Genomic DNA, 20,506 nt, shown 5'->3' on the forward strand with positions numbered 1-20,506 from the left:
GCGGGCGGGCGCGGTCCAGCGGCGGGATCTCCCAACTGGGGCAACGCATCGCCATGGTTTTTCGTGTCATGCTCCAACGCCGTCCGCGCGGGCCCGTCACGGCCGCCCGGTGCCTCCCCCGAGCATCCGGGCCGCTCCCATAAGCTGGAGGCATCATGACGGCAACCTCTCTCATCGGCGGCCACGCGCTGGTCGCGGGCGGTCTGGCCACGGGCGGCCTGCGCTACGCGGCCGAGATCGAAGCCGAGATCATCCAGGTGTTCGTGACCAACCCGCGCGGCTGGGCCCTCAACGCCGGCAAGCCCGCCGAGGACGCCGCGCTGCGCGAGTCGGGCGTCCCGGTGTTCCTCCACACGCCCTATCTGGTCAACATGGGGTCCCCGAGCGCCGACACGCTGGAGAAGTCCACCGCCAGCATCCGTCACGCGCTGGGGCGCGCGGTCGAGATCGGCGCGCTCGGCGTGGTCGTGCACACCGGGTCGGCGGTCAGCCAGTCGCGCGACGCCGCGATGCGCCAGCTCCACGAGCACCTGCTGCCGCTGCTGGACGAGATCCCCGAGCACGGGCCCGATCTGCTGCTGGAGCCGATGGCCGGCCAGGGGCAGATGCTCTGCGCCACCGTGCAGGACCTCGCCCCCTACCTGGACGCCCTGGAACACCACCCCCGGGCCAACGTGTGCCTGGACACCTGCCACGCCTTCTCCGCCGGGCACGACCTCGCCGCGCCGGGCGGCGTCGCCGAGATGCTCGACGCGCTGCACGCCGTGGCCCCGGGCCGGCTGAAGCTGGTGCACGCCAACGACTCCAAGGACGCCTGCGGCTCCAAGCGCGACCGCCACGAGAACATCGGCGCCGGTCACATCGGCGCGGGCGCCTTCGCCGAACTGCTGCGCCACCCGGTCGCCGCCGGAGTCCCGTTCTGCATCGAGACGCCGGGCAAGGCCGACAAACACCGCGAGGACATCCAGCTCCTGAAGAAGCTCCGCGAGCCGGCGACGGCAGCGGCGGCCTCACACTGAACACAGGCCGGCCGACGGCGACCCCGCACTGAACACAGGCCGGCCGACGGCGACCCCGCACTGAACAGGCGAACCGACGACGGCTCCGCGCCGGACACAGGCGAACCGACGGCGATTTTCCGCAGAGCAAGAGGCGAGCCCGCGACGATCTCCCGACGAGCAGCGAGTGATCCTGCGACGATCTCCCCCTGAGCAGCGGGCGAGCCTGCGGCGATCTCGCGCTGAGCACGGGCGGCCTGCCCGGCGTCGGGGGCACGGCGCCGGGCAGGGTGTTCGCCAACGAGATCCGGCCGCCCCCCTTTGGGCCAGATCACGTGCGTAGGCCTCGCGGCCGATCGGCGAACACCCCGCCCCGCCCGGGCCGACGGGCCCTACCCCCCGGTGAGGGCCCGGCGACCCCGGCGTCCGCCGGCCCGGCGCGCGGGCGCGCAGGCACGGCGTTCGCCGGTGGGTTCGCGTGACCAGGGTCCGTCCGGCCCTCAGGGGCAGGTGTCCCGCCTGGTCACGCACTGTGGCTCTTCGACGGGCACGACATTACGTCGTGTCATCTGGGTCGCGCGGGCCCTTCGGGCGCCGCTCGCTGAGCGGTCAGTAGTCATCGATGTACGGAGCGTGTCCGCGCGACGAGCGGCGTCCCTGGTCCGACGAGCGGCGGGACGGGGGCTCGCGCCCGGGCCCGCTCGCCGCCCGCAGCCGCCGGACGCGCGGTCGGCGGCGCCCACGCCACACCCAGCGCGCACCCAGCGAACCCCCGGGGCGTCCATGAGGGCCGCCCGCGCAGCCCGCTCCCGTACGGGACGCCGTTCTACGGCGCGCCGTGTGGCGTCGTCCCAAGGGGCACGTGCGGCATCCGTCCTACGGGTCGCATGCAGTGCCGCCACCCCAAGGTGCACCGCGTGGCGCCTCCCAGCGGGTCACCGTGTCAGCGCCTCCCAAGGTGCACCGCGTCGCGCCTCCCAGTGGGTCGCCGTGTCAGCGCCTTCCAGGGGGCACCGTGTGGCGCCCCCCAAAGGCCACCCTGTACTGCCCCACGCGCCGCCACCGTGTAGTGCCTTCCAGGCGCCACCCTGTAGTACCTTCCAGGCGGCACCTTGTGGTGCCTTCCAGAGGCCGCCGTGTGGCCCGTTCTACAGGGCGGCGTCCTACGGGGCGCCGTCCTGTGGGGCGCGCTCCTGCGACGCGGGGTCATGCGGAGCGGGGTCGCGGGGAGCGGTGTCGCGGGGAGCGCCGTCCTGAGGGGCGGTGGCGGGCTGCGGGCGGGGCAGGCCGCCCGCAGGCGACGGGAGCTCGGCCGGGCGCGGCAGCGGGGCGCGGAACTGCCGCACGAGCTGCTCGCGGACGCGGCGACTGTGGCGGCGGCTCACCGGGAGCGTCGTCTCGCCGACGCGCAGCACGATGCGGCCTTCGTCGAAGCGCATCTCGGTGACGTGCCGCGCCGACACCAGCGTGCTGCGGTGCACGCGGATGAACCCCGAGGACGCCCAGCGGCGCTCCAGGGCCGCCAGGGACATGCGCACCAGATGGGTGCCCTCGGCGGTGTGCAGGCGCACGTAGTCGCCGCTGGCCTCGGCGTAGGCGACGGCGTGCTGCGGCACGAAGCTCGTGCGCCCGCTCAGCTCGACCGGGATGACGTCGCCCTCCGCGGCCTCGGCGGCGCAGGGCCCGTAGGCGGCCTGCTCCAGGCGGCGCACCGCCTCGGCGACCCGGTCGGGACGCAGCGGCTTGAGCAGGTAGTCCACCGCCTCCAGCTCGAACGCCTGCACCGCGCGGTCGTCGTGCGCGGTGACGAAGACCAGCTTGGGCGGGCTGGGGAAGGCGCCGACCAGGCGGGCGAGGTCGAGGCCGTCGAGGCCGGGCATGCGGATGTCGAGGAAGACGCCGTCGAGCCGCTCGCCGGCACCGATCATCGCGACCATGTCCTGTAGCGCGGCGACCCCGTCCGAGGCCGTCAGCACTTGCTCGACGCGATTGTCCTGCCGGAGGAGATAGGCCAGCTCCGACAGCGCGTGCACCTCGTCGTCGACCGCCAAGACACGGAGCATGGAGACCAAACTGCCGTCAGGACCGCCTCGCGGGCAAGCCCTCTATCGACATTGAGTGGCGACCCGAATGCTTTCAGTTATAGTTTGGCCGGATTTTCGGCACCCGCATGCGCACCGTGGTGCCCTCGTCGGGCGCGGTGTCGATCACCAGCCCGTACTCCTGGCCGTAGATCTGGCGCAGCCGCACGTCCACGTTGGCCAGCCCGATGCCGCCTCCGCCGTCCCCGCTCGGCGGCTCGCCCGCCAGCAGGCGCCGCACCCGGCCCGGCTCCATGCCCGCGCCGTCGTCCTCGACGGTGATGTGGACCTCCTCGCCCGCGTCGCGCACCACGATGCTCACCTCGCCCGACCCGCCGCCGCGGCGGATGCCGTGGGTGATGGCGTTCTCCACCAGGGGTTGCAGGCACAGGAACGGCACCGGCACCGGCATGACCTCCGGGACGACGTCCACGACGAAGCGCAGCTTGTCGCCGAAGCGGGCCCGCTCAAGCAGCAGGTAGCGGTCGACGCAGGTCAGCTCGTCGGAGAGCGTGGTGAAGTCTCCGGCGCGGCGCAGGGCGTGCCGGGCGAAGTCGGCGAAGTCCAGCAGCAGCTCGCGCGCCCGGTCGGGCTCGGTGCGGGTGAAGGAGGCGATGGTGGCCAGGGAGTTGCACACGAAGTGCGGGGAGATCTGCGCGCGCAGGGCCCGGGTCTCGGCCTGCATCGCCCGACGCCGGGTGGCGTCCAGCTCGGCCAGTTCGAGCTGCCCGGAGGCCCACCGGCCGACCTCGGTCACCGCCCGCACCAGGGGTGCGCCGACGTGCGGGTCGTAGGCGGCCAGCGCGCCGATGACCCGCCCGTCCACGGTCAGCGGCACCATGACGGCGCTGCGGATGGCGCAGTCGTCGGCCTCGCAGAACAGCTCGTCCCCTGCGACCAGGTGGGGCCGCCCACCGGCGAGGATGCCGTGGACGTGCCCGATGAGGTCGCGCACGTGCGCCTCGCCGGGCGCCTCCCACGCGCCGTCCCAGGCGAGCACCTGGTCGGTGGAGGTGACGGCGAGGGCGGCCGTGCCGGTCAGGGCGCGCAGGTGGCGCACGGCCCTGCGCGCGGAGTCGCGCGACAGCCCGGCCCGCAGGTAGGGCGCGGCCATCGCGGCGACGTGCAGCGCGGCGAAGGTGGCGTCGCCGGCCGGGCCGCCCTCCCCCGCCCGGCCGCCCGCGCCCGCCGCGCCGCGACGGCGCCGGCCCAGGCGGTACCCGGCCAGGCCGCTGAGGACGCACAGCAGCGCCCACCCGGTGTGCAGCATGCGGGCAACCGTAATCGGTCACCCGATGTGATCGTGTGGGAACCGGACGGCGGGCCCGCGCCGGCGTCAGAGGCGGGGCGAGGCCCGCACCGGCCCGGCCAGGGCGCACGACCGGCTGTGCGGCGGCCACGCGAGCACCTCTCCGTACGGCGGCCGGCGGGGTCAGGCGGGGCCGTCGCCGGGTTCCTCCTGGTAGGCGTAGCGCTGTTCGCGCCAGGGGTCGCCCAGGTTGTGGTAGCCGCGTTCCTCCCAGAACCCGCGGCGGTCGGCGACCAGGTACTCCACGGCGCGCACCCACTTGACGCTCTTCCACGCGTACAGGTGGGGCACGACGACGCGCACCGGGAAGCCCCGCTCGGCCGACAGCGGCTTCTCGTCCAGTTCGAGGGCGAACAGGGTGGAGTCGCGCGCGAAGTCCGACAGGCGCAGGTTGGCGCTGTAGCCGTACTCACCCCAGATCATGACATGGGTGACCCCGGGGTCCGGGGGAACGGCCTCCAGCAGGGCGCCGGCCGGCACGCCTCCCCACTCGTTACCCATGATCGAGAACTTGGTGACACAGTGGAAGTCGGCGATGAGGGTCACGCGCGGCAGGGCGGAGAACTCCGGCCAGGTGAAGCGGATCTCCTCCCCCGACGCCGTGGCTCCGAAGACCGACAGGTTCCAGCTCTCCGGCCGGAACCCGGGAACCCGGCCGTAGTGGAGGACCGGTCGGCCACGGGGGACGTACTGCCCGGGGGGCAGTCGAGTTTCCTCGGTTGGATCCGGCACGCAGCAATCCTGCCATCGCGCTGTCGGCCGCGTGGCATTGGCACCCCGTTAACCCGTCCGGGGTGGCGGTCCTCCCCCGGACGGCGGGACGATCCCATCCACCCACGGAGGATCCACCGGCGGCCGTGCCGGCGCAGCGCCCGGCGGTCCCATCTCCCGCGGACGGCTCCCTCCACGGACGGCCTCACCCTCGGTCGCACAGGACGGCCCTGCCGGCCGTACCTGCGCCGTCGCCGCCCACCGCTGGGGATGGGTTATGCTTGCGGCGATGCGTACCGCGTTGGAGTTTTGGTATGGCGACGGACCCGTGGAATCGGCCGATCGCCGTCAGACGCTGCGCTGACCGCCAGACGTCGACGAAGGCCCCGGGTCCTGATCAGGACCCGGGGCCTTCGTCGTTTTCCGGCGTCGAACACCTCGACCGCGACCGCGGTCCGGAGAAAGGGCATCACATGGTCATCGTCATGGCCCCCGGGGCCACTCAGCAGGACGTCGACGCCATCGTCGACCTCGTCGCCACGGCCGGCGGTGATGCGTTCGTCAGCCGTGGCGTCAATCGGACGATCATCGGCCTGGTCGGCGACATCGCCCAGTTCATGAACCTGAACCTGGGCGGGATGAACGGCGTGGCCGACGTCATGCGCGTCTCGACCCCCTACAAGCTCGTGAGCCGGGACAACCATCCCGACCGGTCGACGGTCCGGGTCGGCGGGGTGCCGATCGGGCCGGACACGGTCACGCTGATCGCCGGGCCGTGCGCCGTGGAGACTCCCGACCAGACGCTCGCCGCCGCCCGCATGGCCGAGGCCGCCGGCGCGACCCTGCTGCGCGGCGGCGCGTACAAGCCCCGCACCTCCCCCTACGCCTTCCAGGGGCTCGGCGAGGCCGGGCTGCGCATCCTGGCCGACGTGCGCGCCGAGACCGGACTGCCCATCGTGACCGAGGTGGTGGACGCCCACGACGTCGAACTCGTCGCCTCCTACGCCGACATGCTCCAGGTCGGCACGCGCAACGCGCAGAACTTCGCGCTGCTGCAGGCCGTCGGGTCGGTGGGCCGGCCGGTCATGCTGAAGCGCGGCATGAACGCCACGATCGAGGAATGGCTCATGGCGGCCGAGTACATCGCCCAGCGCGGCAACCTGGACATCGTCCTGTGCGAGCGCGGCATCCGCACGTTCGAGACCGCGACGCGCAACACCCTGGACATCTCGGCCGTGCCGGTGGCCCAGCGGCTGTCGCACCTGCCGGTCATCGTCGACCCCTCGCACTCGGGCGGCCGCCGCGACCTGGTGCTCCCGCTGACCCGCGCGGCGATCGCCGTGGGGGCCGACGGTGTGATCATCGACGTGCACCCGACCCCCGAGCAGGCGCTCTGCGACGGCCCCCAGGCGCTCGTGGACGGCGACCTGGCCGAACTGGCCGCCATCGCGCGCGACTTCCCCCCGCTGATGAACCGCACCCTGGCCACCAAGCTCGCCCCGGTGGTCTAGAACGGCCGGCGCCGGCCGGTCAGACCGCGGCGGGCGCGGCCGGCGCGGCGTCCACTGCGGGCGCCGCATCTGCGGCCGGCGCGGCGTCCAGGGCGTCCGCGGCGTTCGGGCTCCGACGGACGCCCGCGGGTGCGCCGTCCAGCTTGTACTCCTGGATGGAGTCGGCGAGCTGGACGGCGAGCTCCTCGGCGTCCAGGCGCTTCTCGATCTGCCGCAGGTCGGCGATCTTGGCGGCGGTCTCGGCGCGGCGCGGGGTCAGCAACGTGCAGCAGTCCTCGTCGGGCAGTTCGGAGATCTGCAGGGTGCCGATGCGCCGCGCCTCCGCCATGATCTCGGTCTTGTCCATGCCGATGAGCGGGCGCAGGATCGGAAGCTCCACGGCGTCGTCCAGCGCGGTGATGTTCTGCAGGGTCTGCGAGGAGACCTGGCCGAGGGAGTCGCCGGTGACCAGCACGTTGCGGCGCAGGCGGTGGGCGACCTCCTCCGCGGTCTTGAGCATCAGGCGGCGCTGCGCCACGACCTGCAGGCGGTCGGCGCCGGATGCCTTGAGCGACTGCTGCGCCTTGCCGAACGGCACCACGAACAGCCGCGCGTTCCCCTGGAACTTGCTCAGCGCCCGCACGAGGGCGTACGCCTTGTAGATCGACTCCGAGGTGGTGAACGGGATGCCGGAGAAGTGCAGGAAGTCGACCTGCAGGCCGCGCCGCAGCATGCGGTAGGCGGCCACCGGGGAGTCGATGCCGCCGGACATCAGCACCAGGCCGCGCCCACTGGTGCCCACCGGCAGGCCGCCCTGGCCGGGAAGGCCGTCGGTGAAGACGAACACCTCGTCCCTGTCGACCTCGATGTTCACGGTGAGCTCGGGGTTCTTCAGGCGCACGGGCAGGCCGTACTTGTCGTTGATCTCGCCGCCGACCATGCGGTCGAGCTCGTTGGAGCGCAGCGGGAAGCGCTTGTCGCGGCGGCGGGAGCGCACGGCGAAGGTGGCGCGGCGCTCGACCTCGGGGCGGCCGGCGACCAGTTCGAGCGCGGCGGCGGTGACCGCCTCGGGGTTCTTGGCGACCCGCCAGGCCCGGTGCACCCAGACCAGCCCGATCACGTCGGTGAGACGCTCGGCGATGGCGTCGGCGGTCTCCACGCCGGTTCCCTCGGGCAGCAGGATGGCGATGACGCCGTGGCGCTGCCGCACGTCGACCTTGACGCCGAAGCCCTTCAGCGCCGCCTTGATGTTGGCCTGCAACTGCCGCTCGAACAGCTCGCGGTTCCTGCCCTTGAGGACGACCTCGCCCAGTTTGAGCAGCACACAGGGCTCACCCAGAGCTGACGGGGGCACGACGGACATGGGGCTGCCTCCGGCGGGGATGGTGGAGTCGGGTGGGGACACGTGCCGGCGGAAGGTCCTCCCGCGCTGCGCACCCCTCAATTTATCCCTTATCGAGGGCCGTCGCTCCCGCCCGCCGCCGGCGGTGGCCGCCATCGGACCCGGCGAGGGGGCCGTCCGGCGGAAACGACCACCGGGATCTCGCCTTTCCGGCCTCAAGAAATTCCACGAAACGGCTGGACCGATTACTGTTCCGAGCAGTGCTCATCATCCGGAAACATCCGGATTGCCCGCCGTAGATCATCTTTATCCTCAAGGACGCCCAGTGTCGCATATTGACCACTTCGCGCAAGGAATATTCACTCCGCTGGCCGCGTACGTGATGTCGGTCATCGGATCATTTCTGAGTCTGCTGCTGGCGAGCCGGGCACGCGGGACGCACGGCGGCGCCCGCCTGCGGTGGCTGGCCGGCGCCGCGCTCGCGCTCGGCGGCACCGGCATCTGGGTGATGCACTTCGTCGCCATGATGGGATTCCGCGTCCCGGGCACGGCGATCACCTACGACGTACCGCTCACCATCGTGTCCGCCCTGGTGGCCGTCGTCATCGTCGGTGTCGGCCTGGCCGTGGTCTCGTGGTCGGGCGAGCGCCTGCCCGCGCTGCTCGGCGCGGGGCTGCTCACCGGGCTCGGGGTCGCCGCCATGCACTACCTCGGCATGGCCGCCATGAACATGGCCGCCGTCAAGCACTACGCCGCGCTGCCCGTCGCGGCGTCGGTGCTGATCGCGGTGGTGGCCTCGACCGTGGCGCTGTGGTTCAGCCTGCGGGTGGAGGGACTGCTCGCGACCACGGGCGCTGCGCTCATCATGGGCGTCGCGGTCACCGGCATGCACTACACCGGCATGTTCTCGCTCAGCGTCACAGTGGATCGCTCCAACACCGGCCAGGCGCTCGCCGGCGCGACCGCCATGAGCTTCCTGCTGCCGCTCCTCATCGGGATCAGCCTGGTCACCCTGGTCCTGCTGCTGGTGGTGACGCTGGCGCCGTCCCGGGAGGAACTGGAGAGCGAGACCAGGCTGCTCGCCCAGATCGAGGAGCAGCGTGCGCGGGCCGGCGCCGCCGCCCCGGCTGCGGCGCCCCCGTCCCGGCCGCAGCCGCCGGGCGCCGGGTCCCTGTTCCAGCGGCGTGACGGGCGGGAGCCCTGAGACGCGACCCACGCGAAAGGCGGACAAGGAAAACCGCCCCTGGCCGTGACGGCCGGGGCGGTGGACGCACGCGGGCGTGCCGTACGGCGGGCCGGCGCTGCCGGCGCGGGCCCGCCGGCGCGGCCCGGGGCGGATCAGCCGAAGAAGACCTCGGCCTCCTCGTAGCGGGACACCGGCACGGTCTTCAGCTCGGAGGTGGCGGCGTCCAGGCCGACCCGGACGATGTCGGTGCCGCGCAGCGCGACCATCTTGCCGAAGTCGCCCTCGTGGGCGGCGTCGATCGCCTGCAGGCCGAAGCGGGTGGCGAGCACGCGGTCGAAGGCGCTCGGGGTGCCGCCGCGCTGGACGTGGCCGAGCACGGTGGTGCGGGCCTCCTTGCCCGTGCGCTTCTCGATCTCGCGGGCGAGCTGCTCGCCGATGCCGCCGAGGCGGACGTGGCCGAAGGCGTCCAGCTCGCCGGCCTGCAGCGCCATCTGGCCCTCGACCGGGTGCGCGCCCTCGGCGACCACGATGATGGGCGAGTAGCGGATCTTGAAGCGGCTCTCGACGTACTCGCAGACCTTGTCGATGTCGAAGGGCTTCTCGGGGATCAGGATGACGTTGGCGCCGCCCGCCATGCCGGCGTGCAGGGCGATCCATCCAGCGTGCCGGCCCATGACCTCGCAGATCAGCGCGCGGTGGTGGGACTCGGCCGTGGTGTGCAGGCGGTCGATCGCCTCGGTGGCGATGTTGACGGCCGTGTCGAAGCCGAAGGTGTAGTCGGTGGCGTTGAGGTCGTTGTCGATCGTCTTGGGCACGCCGACGACGTTGACCCCGCGGTCGAACAGCTGCTTGGCGACGCCCAGGGTGTCCTCGCCGCCGATGGCGATCAGCGCGTCGACGCCGGTGTCGGCCAGGTTCTGCTTGATGCGGTCGACCCCACCGTCGATCTTGATGGGGTTGGTGCGCGACGAGCCGAGGATCGTGCCGCCGCGCGGGAGGATGCCGCGCACGGTCGAGATCTCCAGCGGCATCGTCTCGCCCTCGAGCGGGCCGCGCCAGCCGTCACGGAAGCCCACGAACTCGTGGCCGTGGACGCCGATGCCCTTGCGGACGACGGCGCGGATGACCGCGTTCAGTCCGGGGCAGTCTCCGCCTCCTGTGAGCACGCCGATACGCATGACGGGTTCCTCCCGATGGGGTACGCATTGAGGTTACGGGTGAGATGCATGGCCGCCGTGGACGCTTCGCGGGCTCCTGTGGCCGCCGACGTACAGATTTTGCCCCAGCCCGCCTAATTGGTCTAGACCAAGCGGTGGGAGGCCAATCTCACCCTACCGGTGCGACTCAGATCGACAGGGCGAGTACGCAGGAAGGGCTGCCGATCTTGTAGACCTCGCCGGTGGGCACGGGGATGCCGTCGCGCAGCTCGAAGGTCGCGACCGCGTCCGACCGCTGGTTGGCGACGTACATGCGCTCGCCCGCCACGGCGAAGTGGCGCGGCCACAGGCCGCCCGCCCCGACCTCGGCCACCTGGGTCAGCGCGGCCGGCTCGCCGCCCTCGGGCCCCACCTCGAAGACGCCGATGGTGTCGGGCCCGCGGTTGGCGACGTAGAGGTGCCGGCCGTCGGCGGACAGCTCGACGTGGGAGACGTAGTTCGGCCCGGTCACGTGGCTGGCCGGGGTGCGCGCGAGCTCGCGCCAGGAGGCGTCGTAGACCGCGACCGTCCCGTCCAGCTCGCAGCCCACGTACCAGCGGCCCTCGCGGTGGACCATGTGGCGCGGCCCGCTGCCGGGCTTCAGCCGCACCGGGCCCTCCGGGTGCTCGGCGGGCCCGCCGCCGAGCAGGTGGCGCCGCACCTCGTCGGTGCCGAGGTCGGTGACGTGCAGCACGGCTCCGGGACCGAACACCGCCTGGTGGGCGTGCGGCTCGGCCTGGCGGGCCGGGTCGGGGCCGTGGCCCTCGTGGGGGAACAGCTTGGGCGGGCCCTGGAACAGGCCGGAGCTGCCGAGCCGGTAGACCGCCACCGTGCCGTCGCCGTAGTTGGCGACCGCGAGCCAGGTGCCGGTCGGGTCCACGGCCAGATGGCAGGGGTAGGACCCGCCGCTCGTGCCGTCGGCGAGCGGCGCGGGACCCTGCGGGTCGGCGGAGTAGGCGGCCACTCCGCCCTCCTCGCACTCCAGCGCCGCGTACAGCACGGGCAGCCGGGGGTGCAGGGCCAGGAACGACGGTCCGGGGGCCTCGGTCTCGGCCAGGCCCCGCAGGGCGCCGTCGGCCTCCCTGCGGACGACGCTCAGGCCGGGGCCCGTCCCCCCGGTGCCCGGTGTGTATCCGCCGATGTAGAGCAGCTCGCGCCCGGATGTCATGTGATCGACGATACCGTCACGCACCCGCTCCGACCTTGATCGGGGTCCCCGTGCCGCCCCGCGTCACCGGGCGCGGAGAGCGGCCAGGAGTGATCGGGTCTGGACGCACGACCCGTCCATATGTTTGACTCTGTCAACGAATTACTTGATTGGAGCAACGGTATGGAGGAGCTCGTCGGCCGGGTGCGCGGGTTCAACCGCTTCTACACCCGCCTCATCGGCGTCCTGGGCGCCGGAATGCACGACACGCCGTACTCCCTCACCGAGGCGAGGGTGCTCTACGAGCTGGGCAAGAAGGACGCGACAGAGACCGGCGAGCTGCGCAGGATGCTCGACCTGGACGCCGGCTACCTCAGCCGCATGCTCGCCCGGTTCGAGGCCGACGGCCTGGTCACGCGCGAGCGCTCCGCCGCGGACGCCCGGCGACAGGTCGTCCGGCTCGGTGAGCGGGGCCAGGCGGTCTGGCGGACGCTGGACGACGCGTCGGCCACCGGGGTGCGCGCCCTGCTCGAACCTCTCTCGGAGGAGGACCGGCGGCGCCTCATCGCCGCCATGACCACCGTGCGGCAGGTCCTCGCCGACCGGCCCGCCCCGGACCGCTATGTCATCCGCCCGCCCCGGCCCGGGGACCTCGGCTGGATCGTCCACCGCCACGGCGTGCTGTACGCCGAGGAGCACGGCTGGGACGAGACGTTCGAGGCGCTGACCGCCCGCATCGTCGCCGAGTACGTCGAGGACCACGACCCGCGGCGCGAGGCCGTCTGGATCGCCGAGGTGGACGGCGAGCCCGCCGGCTCGGTGTTCTGCGTCAGGAAGGACGACCGCACGGCCCAGCTCCGCCTGCTGCTGGTCGAGCCGTCCGCCCGCGGCATGGGCATCGGCGGCCGGCTGGTCGAGGAATGCCTGGCCTTCGCCAAGCGGACCGGCTACGAGCGCATCGTGCTCATGACCGTCGACGAACTGGCCGCCGCCCGCCGCGTCTACCAGCGGGCCGGCTTCACCCTCGACGAGCAGTGCACCAAGCGCGCCTACGGCACCAAGGTCACCGAACAATACTGGTCCCGCTCCCTCTGACCCCGCCCCTCCCGGGCGCCGTACGCCCCGGGTGGGACGAGTGCCGTCTCCGGGGCCGGGGCCCGTCCGTCACTGGGCCGCAGGGCGGACGGGCGCCGGGCCCGGAGAGGGCAAACATCGCGCAAAGGGCCGGCCGTGGCGGCTCGTGCCCCGCCTAGGGTCGGCCGGGCCTTCGGGACCATCATGGCCGCGCCGCGTCACGCGGCCCGCCGGTCCAGGGGTGTTGGACCCCGCCGCCCGGCCATGGGAGCAGCCGATGACCACGACGACCGTTCTAGCGCCGCCCGCCCCGAAGATCAGGAACCGCAAGGCGCTGGTCTTCCTCGACCGCGACGGCCGGGGCTCGGCGAGGGCGGGCGGCGCGGCCGACCGCCGGCTCGTCCACGCCCTCACCGGCGAGGGGTACGCCGTCCAGACCGCCGAGTGCGACGCGGACGACCACACCAGGGTGGGCGCGTTCCTGGACGCCGTCGAGCCGGGGGACCTGCTCCTGGTCCGCTGGTCCACCGAGTCGGGGTGGGGTCCGGGCGAGTTCGGCGCGCTGATGGGGGAGTTCGCGCGCCGCGTCGAGCGTTCCGACGGGGCGGCGCTGCTCCTGATCGTCGACTTCGGCTGGCTGGTCACGGCCGGGCCCGGCCACCCGCACGAGACGGTGACCCGCCTGCACGTCCGGGGCGAGCCGGTCGCCGCGGCCGCCGCGCTCACCACCAGCGCCACCATGCCCGGCGAGCGTCCCGGCGGCGCGGTGTCGCTCACGGCGATCCTGGCCGACGGCATCCTGTCCGGCGAGGCCGACCTGGACCGGGACGGCGCCGTGTCCGTCGGCGACCTGTACCGGTACGCCGACGAGCGCTGCGCCGATCTCGGCGCCGACCGGCGGCCGTACCTGCTCACCTACGGCGAGGGCGAGCTGATCGAGGTCGCCCGCGCCCGGCGGCCCGCCGGGGACCTCGGCCCCGCCTTCGCCGCGACGCTCGCCCGCCTGGCGGCCACCGGCGACACGGTCGCCCCCGCCTCGGCCCGCGAGCTGGTCGGCCGCGTCTACGACGTGCACCTGAGCGAGCCGGCGAGGCTGCTGCTGCGCCGGGCGACCCTCCTCACCGAGGACGAGCCGCTCACGCCCGAGACGGCGGCCCTGCTCATGGAGGACGCCCCCGCCGGCACGCGCGAAGCGCACGCGCTCGGGGAGCTGGCCGCGTGGGGACTGCTGGGCGAGGACACGCCGTTCGCCGATCCGGCGGTGCGCCCCGCTCTCGCCGGCCGGCCGGACGCGCGGGAGCTGGCACGGGTCTCGGCGGGGCTGCGCCGGTGGCGGGCCGCACGGCGCGCCGTCCAGCCTCGTGCCCGGCTGACCGGCGACCGGTGGACCCTGCGGGACCGGCTCGGCCACCGGGTGCACGCCGAGGCGATCGCGGCGTTCGTCCGCCACCCGGAGACGCGGCCGCCGCTGACCATCGGCGTCAAAGGGCCGTGGGGCGCGGGCAAGACGTCGCTGATGCGCATGGTGCAGGACCTGCTCGACCCGGGCGCGGCCGAGGACCGCCCCGCCGCGATCCACCTCGCCACCCCGGCGGAGGACCTCCCTCCCCGCGGACCAGGACGCCGCGGCCGCCCCGGTCACGCACACGGCCGGGGGTGGGGCGGGCGCGGGTCGAGGGGCGAGGGGGCGGTCGGCTCGGCGGGGCGGGTGACCAATGCGGAGGTGCTCTCGCGTGCCAGACGGGCCGAGTCAGGGGGCCGGGAGTACGCGGTCCCCGGCGAGCTTCCCCTGCGGCACGCCGACTGGCGGCCGACCGTCTGGTTCAACCCGTGGATGTACCAGAGCGGCGAGCAGGTGTGGGCCGGCCTGGCCCACGAGATCATCAGCCAGATCACCTGCCGGCTCCCGCGCGGCGAGCGTGAGCGCTTCTGGCTGGCGCTCAACCTCGCCCGGGTCGACAGGGAGGAGGTGCGCCGCCGGGCCTACCGGCTGGCCGCGACCCGCCTGCTCCCGGTCGCCCTCGCCTTCCTGGCGACGCTGCTGGTCACCGGCGCCTCGCTCGCCGCGTCGGCCCTGGTGCCCGCGGCCGGCTCACTGCTGCGCGGCACGGCCGCGGCCGTCGGGTCGGGCGGCTCGTTCCTCGTCCTGTTCGCCGCCGGAGTGCGGCTCGCGCGTTTCATGGGCGAGTCGGCCGACACCGCGTTCACCCGGCTCGTCCGCCAGCCCGACCTGCTCGGCGGCGGGCCCGGCGCGGGCTCGGAGCTGTCGCCCGACCCCGGGTACCGGGCCAGGACCGGGTTCCTGCACCTGGTGCAGACCGACATGCGGCGGGTGCTCGGCATGGTCGCCACCGAGGAGCGCCCGCTGCTGGTGTTCGTGGACGACCTGGACCGCTGCTCGCCGGGGACGGTGGCCCAGGTGATCGAGGCGGTCAACCTGTTCCTCGCCGGGGAGTTCCCCAACTGCGTGTTCGTCCTGGCCATGGAGCCGGAGGTCGTGGCCGCGCATGTCGAGGTGGCCTACCGGGACCTCGCCCGATCGCTCCCCGCCTCCGCCGAGGAGCGTTCCGGTCTCGGGTGGCGCTTCCTGGAGAAGATCGTGCAGCTTCCGCTGAGCGTCCCCATGCTCGACGACGGCGAACGGCTGCCCGCCTACCTGCGCGCCCTGCTGGAAGTGCCCGCCCCGCCCGCGAGCCCCCCGGACGACCGGCGCTCCGGCCCTCCGCCCGGCCAGGAACACCCGCCCGCGCCCGAACCGGCCGCGAGCCCACCGCTCACCACGCACCCGGCCTCCCGGGACGGCGGAACCGCCCCAAGCCCACGGCACACCACGCGCCCGTACCCGAGCCTCGGGGACGGCGCGCCGGTCCCGGGCCCACCGCGCTCCACGCGCTCCGCCCGCGGCCCCCGGGGCGGCGGAAGGGAGGTGCGCCTGTCCGGGAGGGCCGAGCCGGAGGTCAGGGCCGACCCGGGGCTGGTGGACCGCGTCGAGGCGGCGATCAGGGCGATGGGCCCGACGGCCGGCGACCTGGACATCGTCGCGCGTGACGCGCAGGACCAGGTGGGCGCGGCGGACGGCGACGCCATCGGCGGGCTGTCGGCCGCGACGCGCCTGGCGGCGGACCGGGTCTACGACGACCTCTACAGCGACGAGAACGCCTACGCCGCGATCGCGCGGGTGCTGCCCGTCCTCACGCTGAGCAACCCCCGGGAGCTCAAGCGGTATGTGAACGTCTTTCGGTTCTACTCCTTCGTGACCTACCGGCGCGCCCTGGCCGGGGCGGCGAAGGCGACCGACGAGGAGGTCGCGAAGCTCGCGGTGCTCGCCATCCGCTGGCCGCATCTGCTGTCCTTGCTCGCCCGCGAACTGGACGGCCCGCCACTCCCCCGCGACCGCCCCGCCACGCCGGACACGCCCGGCCAGGAAGCGCCATTCAGTCCGACATTTCCGGTGATCTCGGAATCATCGCCACCGCCAGACGACCCGGGGCGTCCCGGATCCGCGGCAGGGCGGACGGCGCTCGACGTTCTTGAGCGGGCGGCCGGCGCGGACGAGGACGCCTGGGCCCGCGCCCTCGTCGAGGTGGGCCTGGTGCGCGGCGCAAGAGCCGGCACCGCGCGCTGGGACGCCCTCCGCGCCCTCCTGGGCGCCGGCCCGCCCGTCGCCCACCTCGCCTGGCGGCTGCTGTGAGCCGGGCCCAGTGGTCCCTGCGGCAGCCGCCGTGAGCGGGGCCGGGGTGCTCACGGCCGCCGCCGCGAGCCCGGCCGGGTCAGCGCTGGGCCTGGATCATCCAGTGCTGCTTCTCGAGGCCCTCGGTGATCTGGATGAGGAGGTCCTGGGTGACCGGGTCCGGCTCCTCGGTGGCGGCGATGCGCTCGCGCATCCGGGCGATCATCTCGCCGAGGATGTCGGTGAACGCGGCGACCACCTTGCCGTCCTCAATGTATCCGGTGTCGAACTGTCTGACCTGGGTGTCGCGGGCGACGGTCGCCGCGCGGCCGTCCGGGTTGACGCCCAGGGCGACCGCCCGCTCGGCCGCGCTGTCGGCGCCGGTCCGCGCCAGGGCCACGATCTCGTCCAGCTGCAGGTGCAGCGAACGGAAGTTGCGGCCTATCAGGTTCCAGTGCGCCTGCTTGCCCACGAGCGAGAGGTCGAGCAGGTCGATGAGAGCTCCCTGCAGCGCATCGCCCGCGATCTTCTGCTTGTCGCTCGGGAGCGGGCTGGTGATCTGGGCCATGAAGCATCTTCCCCTCAAGAATGATCGACGGCCTTCTACCTGGCTACCTAGAACGCCCTAACCGGTCTCCCGAAGCGCTAAACATTGACAGTGTCATAGTTGCAGTGTCAGCATGGAAGCATGAGTGACACCTGGACGATCGGCGAGCTGGCGGAGCACGCGGCGCACCTGCTGCCGTCCTCGCCGCGGCGGCCCAACGGCCGGGTCAGAGACGTGCCCAACGAGCGGCTCATCCGCTGGTACACCACGATCGGCCTGCTCGACCCGCCGCTCACCCGCCGCGGCCGGGTCGCGCTGTACGGCAGGCGTCACCTGCTCCAGCTGGTCGCCGTCAAGCGCCTGCAGGCCGAGGGCCGGTCCATCGCCGACATCCAGGCCGAGCTGGCCGGCGCGACCGACACGGCGCTGGAGCAGATCGTCGACGCGGCCGGGCGGCCGGTTCCCGTCGCGCCCCGGCCCAGCGCGACCGGCGACCCGGCCGTTGAGCCGACCGGCGATCCGGCCGAGGACTCGACCGGTGACCCGGCCGGAGACCCGCCGTCCGGCTCCCCCCGCGCCCGGCCGCGCTTCTGGGCGGCCCGCCCGGCCGCCGCGGGAACCCGCACGCCCGCGACGGACCCGGCCGCGGCTCCGGCCCACGGGCGCGTCGCCGCCGTCCTCGCGACGGAAAGCGGGAGGAGCACACCGGCCGCGGAAGGCGGGACCGGCACGCCGGCGACCGCGGGCGGGACGGGGTCGCCGGTGCCGAGCGGCGGGAGTCCGCAGGCGGCGAACGGGGGGCCGCCCGTGGCGCCCGGGGGGCCGGCGCCGGGCCTGCCAGGAGGGCAGGCCACGCCGCCGGACTTCCTCGCGGCGCCCTTCGCTCCCGAGCAGGCCCTGCCCCGCCCGGCGGGCCGGTGGCCGGGCGTCGTTCCCGCCGCCGCGCCCGCCGATGACCTGGTGCACGGCGTGCGGCTCGCGCCCGGGGTCACGCTCCTGCTCGAAGGGCGGCCTCCCGCCCCCGGCGACATCGCCGCGCTGCGGGAGGCCGCCGCACCGCTGCTCGCCCTGCTGCACGACCGCGGCCTCCTGCCTTCCGGCGTCCCCGGGCATGCCGCCCCGGCCGCCGGCCTCGACCAGTCTCCGCCCGAAAGGTCGTCATCATGACTGTGCAGATCACATCCTTGAAGCCCGGCGAGTACGCCCCGGCGCCCGACGCGGGGCTCGGGGCCCTGAGCACCGGCAAGGGGAACCTGCCCTTGGAGAGCGTCGAGGTCGAGGCGAACATCACCGCGCTGACCTGCGGCGTGGAGGTCACGCAGGGTTTTCGCAACCCGCATGACGTGCCCCTGGAGGCGACCTACATCTTCCCGCTGCCCGACCGCGCCGCGGTGACGGCCTTCCGCATGGAGGCCGACGACCGGGTGGTGGAGGGGGTGCTCAAGGAGCGCGGCCAGGCCCGCCAGGACTACGACCGCGCCATCGCGCGAGGGCAGCGCGCCGCCATCGCCGAGGAGGAGCGCCCGGACGTCTTCACCATGCGGGTCGGCAACATCGTCCCCGGCGAGCGGGTGACGGTGCGGCTGACGCTCAGCCAGCCTCTCCCGTACGAGGACGGCGCGGCGACCTTCCGCTTCCCGCTGGTCGTGGCGCCCCGCTACATCCCGGGCACGCCGCTGGACGACCTCGCCGCCGGGGACGGCGTGTCCGCCGACACCGACGCCGTCCCGGACGCCTCGCGGATCACCCCGCCGGTGCTGCTGCCGGGCTTCCCGAACCCGGTGCGGCTGGCGCTGACGGCCCGCGTCGACCCCGCCGGGCTCGACCTGACCGAGATGCGCTCCAGCCTGCACGTCGTCTCCCAGGAGGAGGGCGTCGTGCGACTGCTGCCCGGCGAGCGCCTCGACCGTGACTTCATCCTGCGCCTGTCGTTCGACGCCTCCAGCGCCCTGACCCTCGTCCCCGACGGAGAGACCCGCCGACCGGCGCCCGCCGCCGAGACCGGAGCCGACACCGGAGCCGACGGCGTCGACGCCGAGATCGACGGGGAGGCCGACGGGGACGGCACGTTCGTGCTGACCGTGCTCCCGCCCGCGCGGACCGATGCCCGGCGCGCGCCGAGGGACGTGGCGTTGCTGCTGGACCGCTCGGGCAGCATGACCGGGTGGAAGATGGTCGCCGCCCGGCGGGCCGCGGCGCGCATCGTCGACACCCTGTCCTCCGCCGACCGGTTCGCCGTCCTGTCCTTCGACAGCGTCGTCGAGCGTCCCCTCGGCGTGGACGCGGGCCTGGTCCCGGCGAGCGACCGCAACCGCTACCGGGCCGTCGAGCACCTGGCCCGGCTGGAGGCGCGGGGCGGCACCGAGATGCTGCAGCCGATGGAGGAGGCGCTCGGCCTGCTGGAGGACCCCGGCAGGGAACGGGTGCTCGTCCTGGTCACCGACGGGCAGGTCGGCAACGAGGACCAGATCCTGGAACGCCTCGGCTCGCGGCTGGCGGCCGTGCGCGTGCACACCGTCGGCATCGACCGGGCGGTGAACGCCGGGTTCCTCGGCCGGCTGGCCGGGCTCGGCGCGGGCCGCTGCGAGCTGGTGGAGTCGGAGGACCGTCTCGACGAGGCGATGGAGCACATCCACCGCCGCATCGGGTCGCCGCTGGTCACCGGCCTGTCGCTGAAGGTCGAGGAGCTGGACGTGGTGGCGGGCAGCGTGACCCACCTGGGTTCGCTGTACTCGGGCGTGCCGCTCACCGTCTACGGGCGGTACCGGGGCGCCTCCCGCGGGGCGCTGACCGTCCACGGCCTGCGCGAGGACGGCGGCCCGTGGGAGCAGCGGCTGGAGGGCCGGCCCGCCGAGGGGGACGCGCCGCGGGCCATCTGGGCGCGGGCCCACCTGCGCCGGCTGGAGGACCGCTACGCGGTCGGCGAGCACGCCCTGGAGCACGACATCGTCGCCGCCTCGCTGCGGCACGGCGTGCTGTGCCGGTTCACCGCGTTCGTGGCCGTGGACACGCGGGTGGTGGCCGAAGGCGGGCCGCGGCACCGGGTGGTGCAGCCGGTGGAGCTGCCCAGCGGCTGGGAGGCGCCCGGCTTCGCCGCGCCCATCGCCGCCGCGCCGATGGCCGCCTCCGCGCCCGCCGTCTTCAGCGTCATGGGCGGGGAGGGCACGCTCATGGCGGGCGGGGGCCCGGCTCCCGGTGCGGCCGGCGCGCCGGTGGGCGACGCGGCGTTCGGAGGGGGGCCGTTCGCCGTCCCGTCGGGCGCGCCGCGCGGCCCGATGTTCGCGCGGCCGTCGAGCCCGAGGATGGCGCCCCCCGCGCCGCCGGTCCCGCACTCGCTGGACATCGTCCGGCCGCAACTGGCCGCCGAGCTGGCACGGCTGCGCGAGCAGGAGGCGCTCGCCGCGCCCGAGCGCAGTCGCTACCTGGCCGACCTGGGCAGCCGCCTGGCCGCGCTGGCGGCCTACGTGGGCGGGGAGAACGAGCTGTCGGCGCTGGCCCGCGACCTGTCGGCCTGCGAGGGCGACCCGGCCGCCGACGTCGACGCCCTGTGGCGCCGCGCCGTCGAACGGCTGACCGCCCTGAGCGGCGACGGCACGTCGACCGGCACCACCGGGTCCGCCGCGGGCCGGCCCCGCGCCCAGCGCGCGTCCTTCTGGAAGCGCTCCTGACGAAGCGGGCCGGCGGCCCGGCGCCGGCCCGGCGGTGACTCGCCGTGGCCGGCGCCGGTCCCGCGCTCACGCGGAGATCGCCGTGGC

General features: G+C 74.1%; 14 protein-coding genes. 7 read left to right on the plus strand and 7 right to left on the minus strand.

The genetic code is table 11. The annotated features are described in order from the left end of the window. Positions 1-155: 155 nt before the first annotated feature. Positions 156-1,019, plus strand: a complete 864-nt coding sequence (locus ABZU32_RS23430) for a deoxyribonuclease IV (protein WP_354843310.1) — start codon at positions 156-158, stop codon at positions 1,017-1,019. 1,142 nt (positions 1,020-2,161) lie between these two features. Here the strand turns inward: ABZU32_RS23430 and ABZU32_RS23435 are convergent. The 3 genes from ABZU32_RS23435 to ABZU32_RS23445 form a co-directional block, all read right to left on the minus strand. Then, complete coding sequence (locus ABZU32_RS23435) at positions 2,162-3,061, minus strand: LytTR family DNA-binding domain-containing protein (RefSeq protein ID WP_354925019.1); 900 nt, start codon at positions 3,059-3,061, stop codon at positions 2,162-2,164. A gap of 73 nt (positions 3,062-3,134) precedes the next feature. Next, positions 3,135-4,349: a histidine kinase gene (locus ABZU32_RS23440; protein WP_354925021.1), complete on the minus strand. Its 1,215-nt coding sequence runs from the start codon at positions 4,347-4,349 to the stop codon at positions 3,135-3,137. 162 nt (positions 4,350-4,511) lie between these two features. Then, positions 4,512-5,120, minus strand: a complete 609-nt coding sequence (locus ABZU32_RS23445; RefSeq protein ID WP_354843318.1) for a sulfite oxidase-like oxidoreductase — start codon at positions 5,118-5,120, stop codon at positions 4,512-4,514. Between the two features lie 452 nt (positions 5,121-5,572). On the opposite strand from ABZU32_RS23445, the gene aroF reads away from it, so the two are divergent. Further along, the gene (gene aroF / locus ABZU32_RS23450; RefSeq protein ID WP_354925023.1) at positions 5,573-6,610 is read left to right on the plus strand and encodes a 3-deoxy-7-phosphoheptulonate synthase; all 1,038 of its coding nucleotides are present in this window, start codon (positions 5,573-5,575) and stop codon (positions 6,608-6,610) included. Positions 6,611-6,629: 19 nt separating this feature from the next. Here aroF and thiI read toward each other — a convergent pair whose 3' ends face one another. Next, complete coding sequence (gene thiI, locus ABZU32_RS23455) at positions 6,630-7,952, minus strand: tRNA uracil 4-sulfurtransferase ThiI (RefSeq protein ID WP_354925024.1); 1,323 nt, start codon at positions 7,950-7,952, stop codon at positions 6,630-6,632. Between the two features lie 304 nt (positions 7,953-8,256). On the opposite strand from thiI, the gene ABZU32_RS23460 reads away from it, so the two are divergent. Beyond that, entirely contained in the window at positions 8,257-9,135 is an 879-nt protein-coding gene (locus ABZU32_RS23460) for an MHYT domain-containing protein (protein ID WP_354925027.1), read from the plus strand. Between the two features lie 134 nt (positions 9,136-9,269). On the opposite strand, the gene ABZU32_RS23465 is transcribed toward ABZU32_RS23460, so the two are convergent. Next, entirely contained in the window at positions 9,270-10,295 is a 1,026-nt protein-coding gene (locus ABZU32_RS23465; protein WP_354843330.1) for a 6-phosphofructokinase, read from the minus strand. A 166-nt stretch (positions 10,296-10,461) separates the two neighbouring features. Further along, positions 10,462-11,481, minus strand: coding sequence for a lactonase family protein (locus tag ABZU32_RS23470; protein WP_354925029.1), 1,020 nt, complete (start codon positions 11,479-11,481; stop codon positions 10,462-10,464). 162 nt (positions 11,482-11,643) lie between these two features. On the opposite strand from ABZU32_RS23470, the gene ABZU32_RS23475 reads away from it, so the two are divergent. Together ABZU32_RS23475 and ABZU32_RS23480 are read left to right on the plus strand one after the other, a co-directional pair. After that, the gene (locus ABZU32_RS23475; RefSeq protein WP_354925031.1) at positions 11,644-12,555 is read left to right on the plus strand and encodes a helix-turn-helix domain-containing GNAT family N-acetyltransferase; all 912 of its coding nucleotides are present in this window, start codon (positions 11,644-11,646) and stop codon (positions 12,553-12,555) included. A 256-nt stretch (positions 12,556-12,811) separates the two neighbouring features. Beyond that, entirely contained in the window at positions 12,812-16,225 is a 3,414-nt protein-coding gene (locus ABZU32_RS23480; protein ID WP_354925033.1) for a P-loop NTPase fold protein, read from the plus strand. Positions 16,226-16,304: 79 nt separating this feature from the next. On the opposite strand, the gene ABZU32_RS23485 is transcribed toward ABZU32_RS23480, so the two are convergent. After that, complete coding sequence (locus ABZU32_RS23485) at positions 16,305-16,772, minus strand: DNA starvation/stationary phase protection protein (protein WP_354925035.1); 468 nt, start codon at positions 16,770-16,772, stop codon at positions 16,305-16,307. 120 nt (positions 16,773-16,892) lie between these two features. On the opposite strand from ABZU32_RS23485, the gene ABZU32_RS23490 reads away from it, so the two are divergent. Beyond that, a complete protein-coding gene (locus ABZU32_RS23490) occupies positions 16,893-17,918 on the plus strand; it encodes a MerR family transcriptional regulator (protein ID WP_354925037.1) in 1,026 nt (341 codons plus the stop codon). Next, entirely contained in the window at positions 17,915-20,419 is a 2,505-nt protein-coding gene (locus tag ABZU32_RS23495) for a VIT domain-containing protein (RefSeq protein WP_354925039.1), read from the plus strand. Before ABZU32_RS23490 ends, ABZU32_RS23495 begins: the two co-directional genes overlap by 4 nt. The last annotated feature ends 87 nt before the right edge of the window (positions 20,420-20,506 follow it).

The sequence above is a fragment of the Sphaerisporangium sp. NPDC005288 genome (genome assembly GCF_040607475.1).
GTDB lineage: Bacteria > Actinomycetota > Actinomycetes > Streptosporangiales > Streptosporangiaceae > Sphaerisporangium > Sphaerisporangium rhizosphaerae.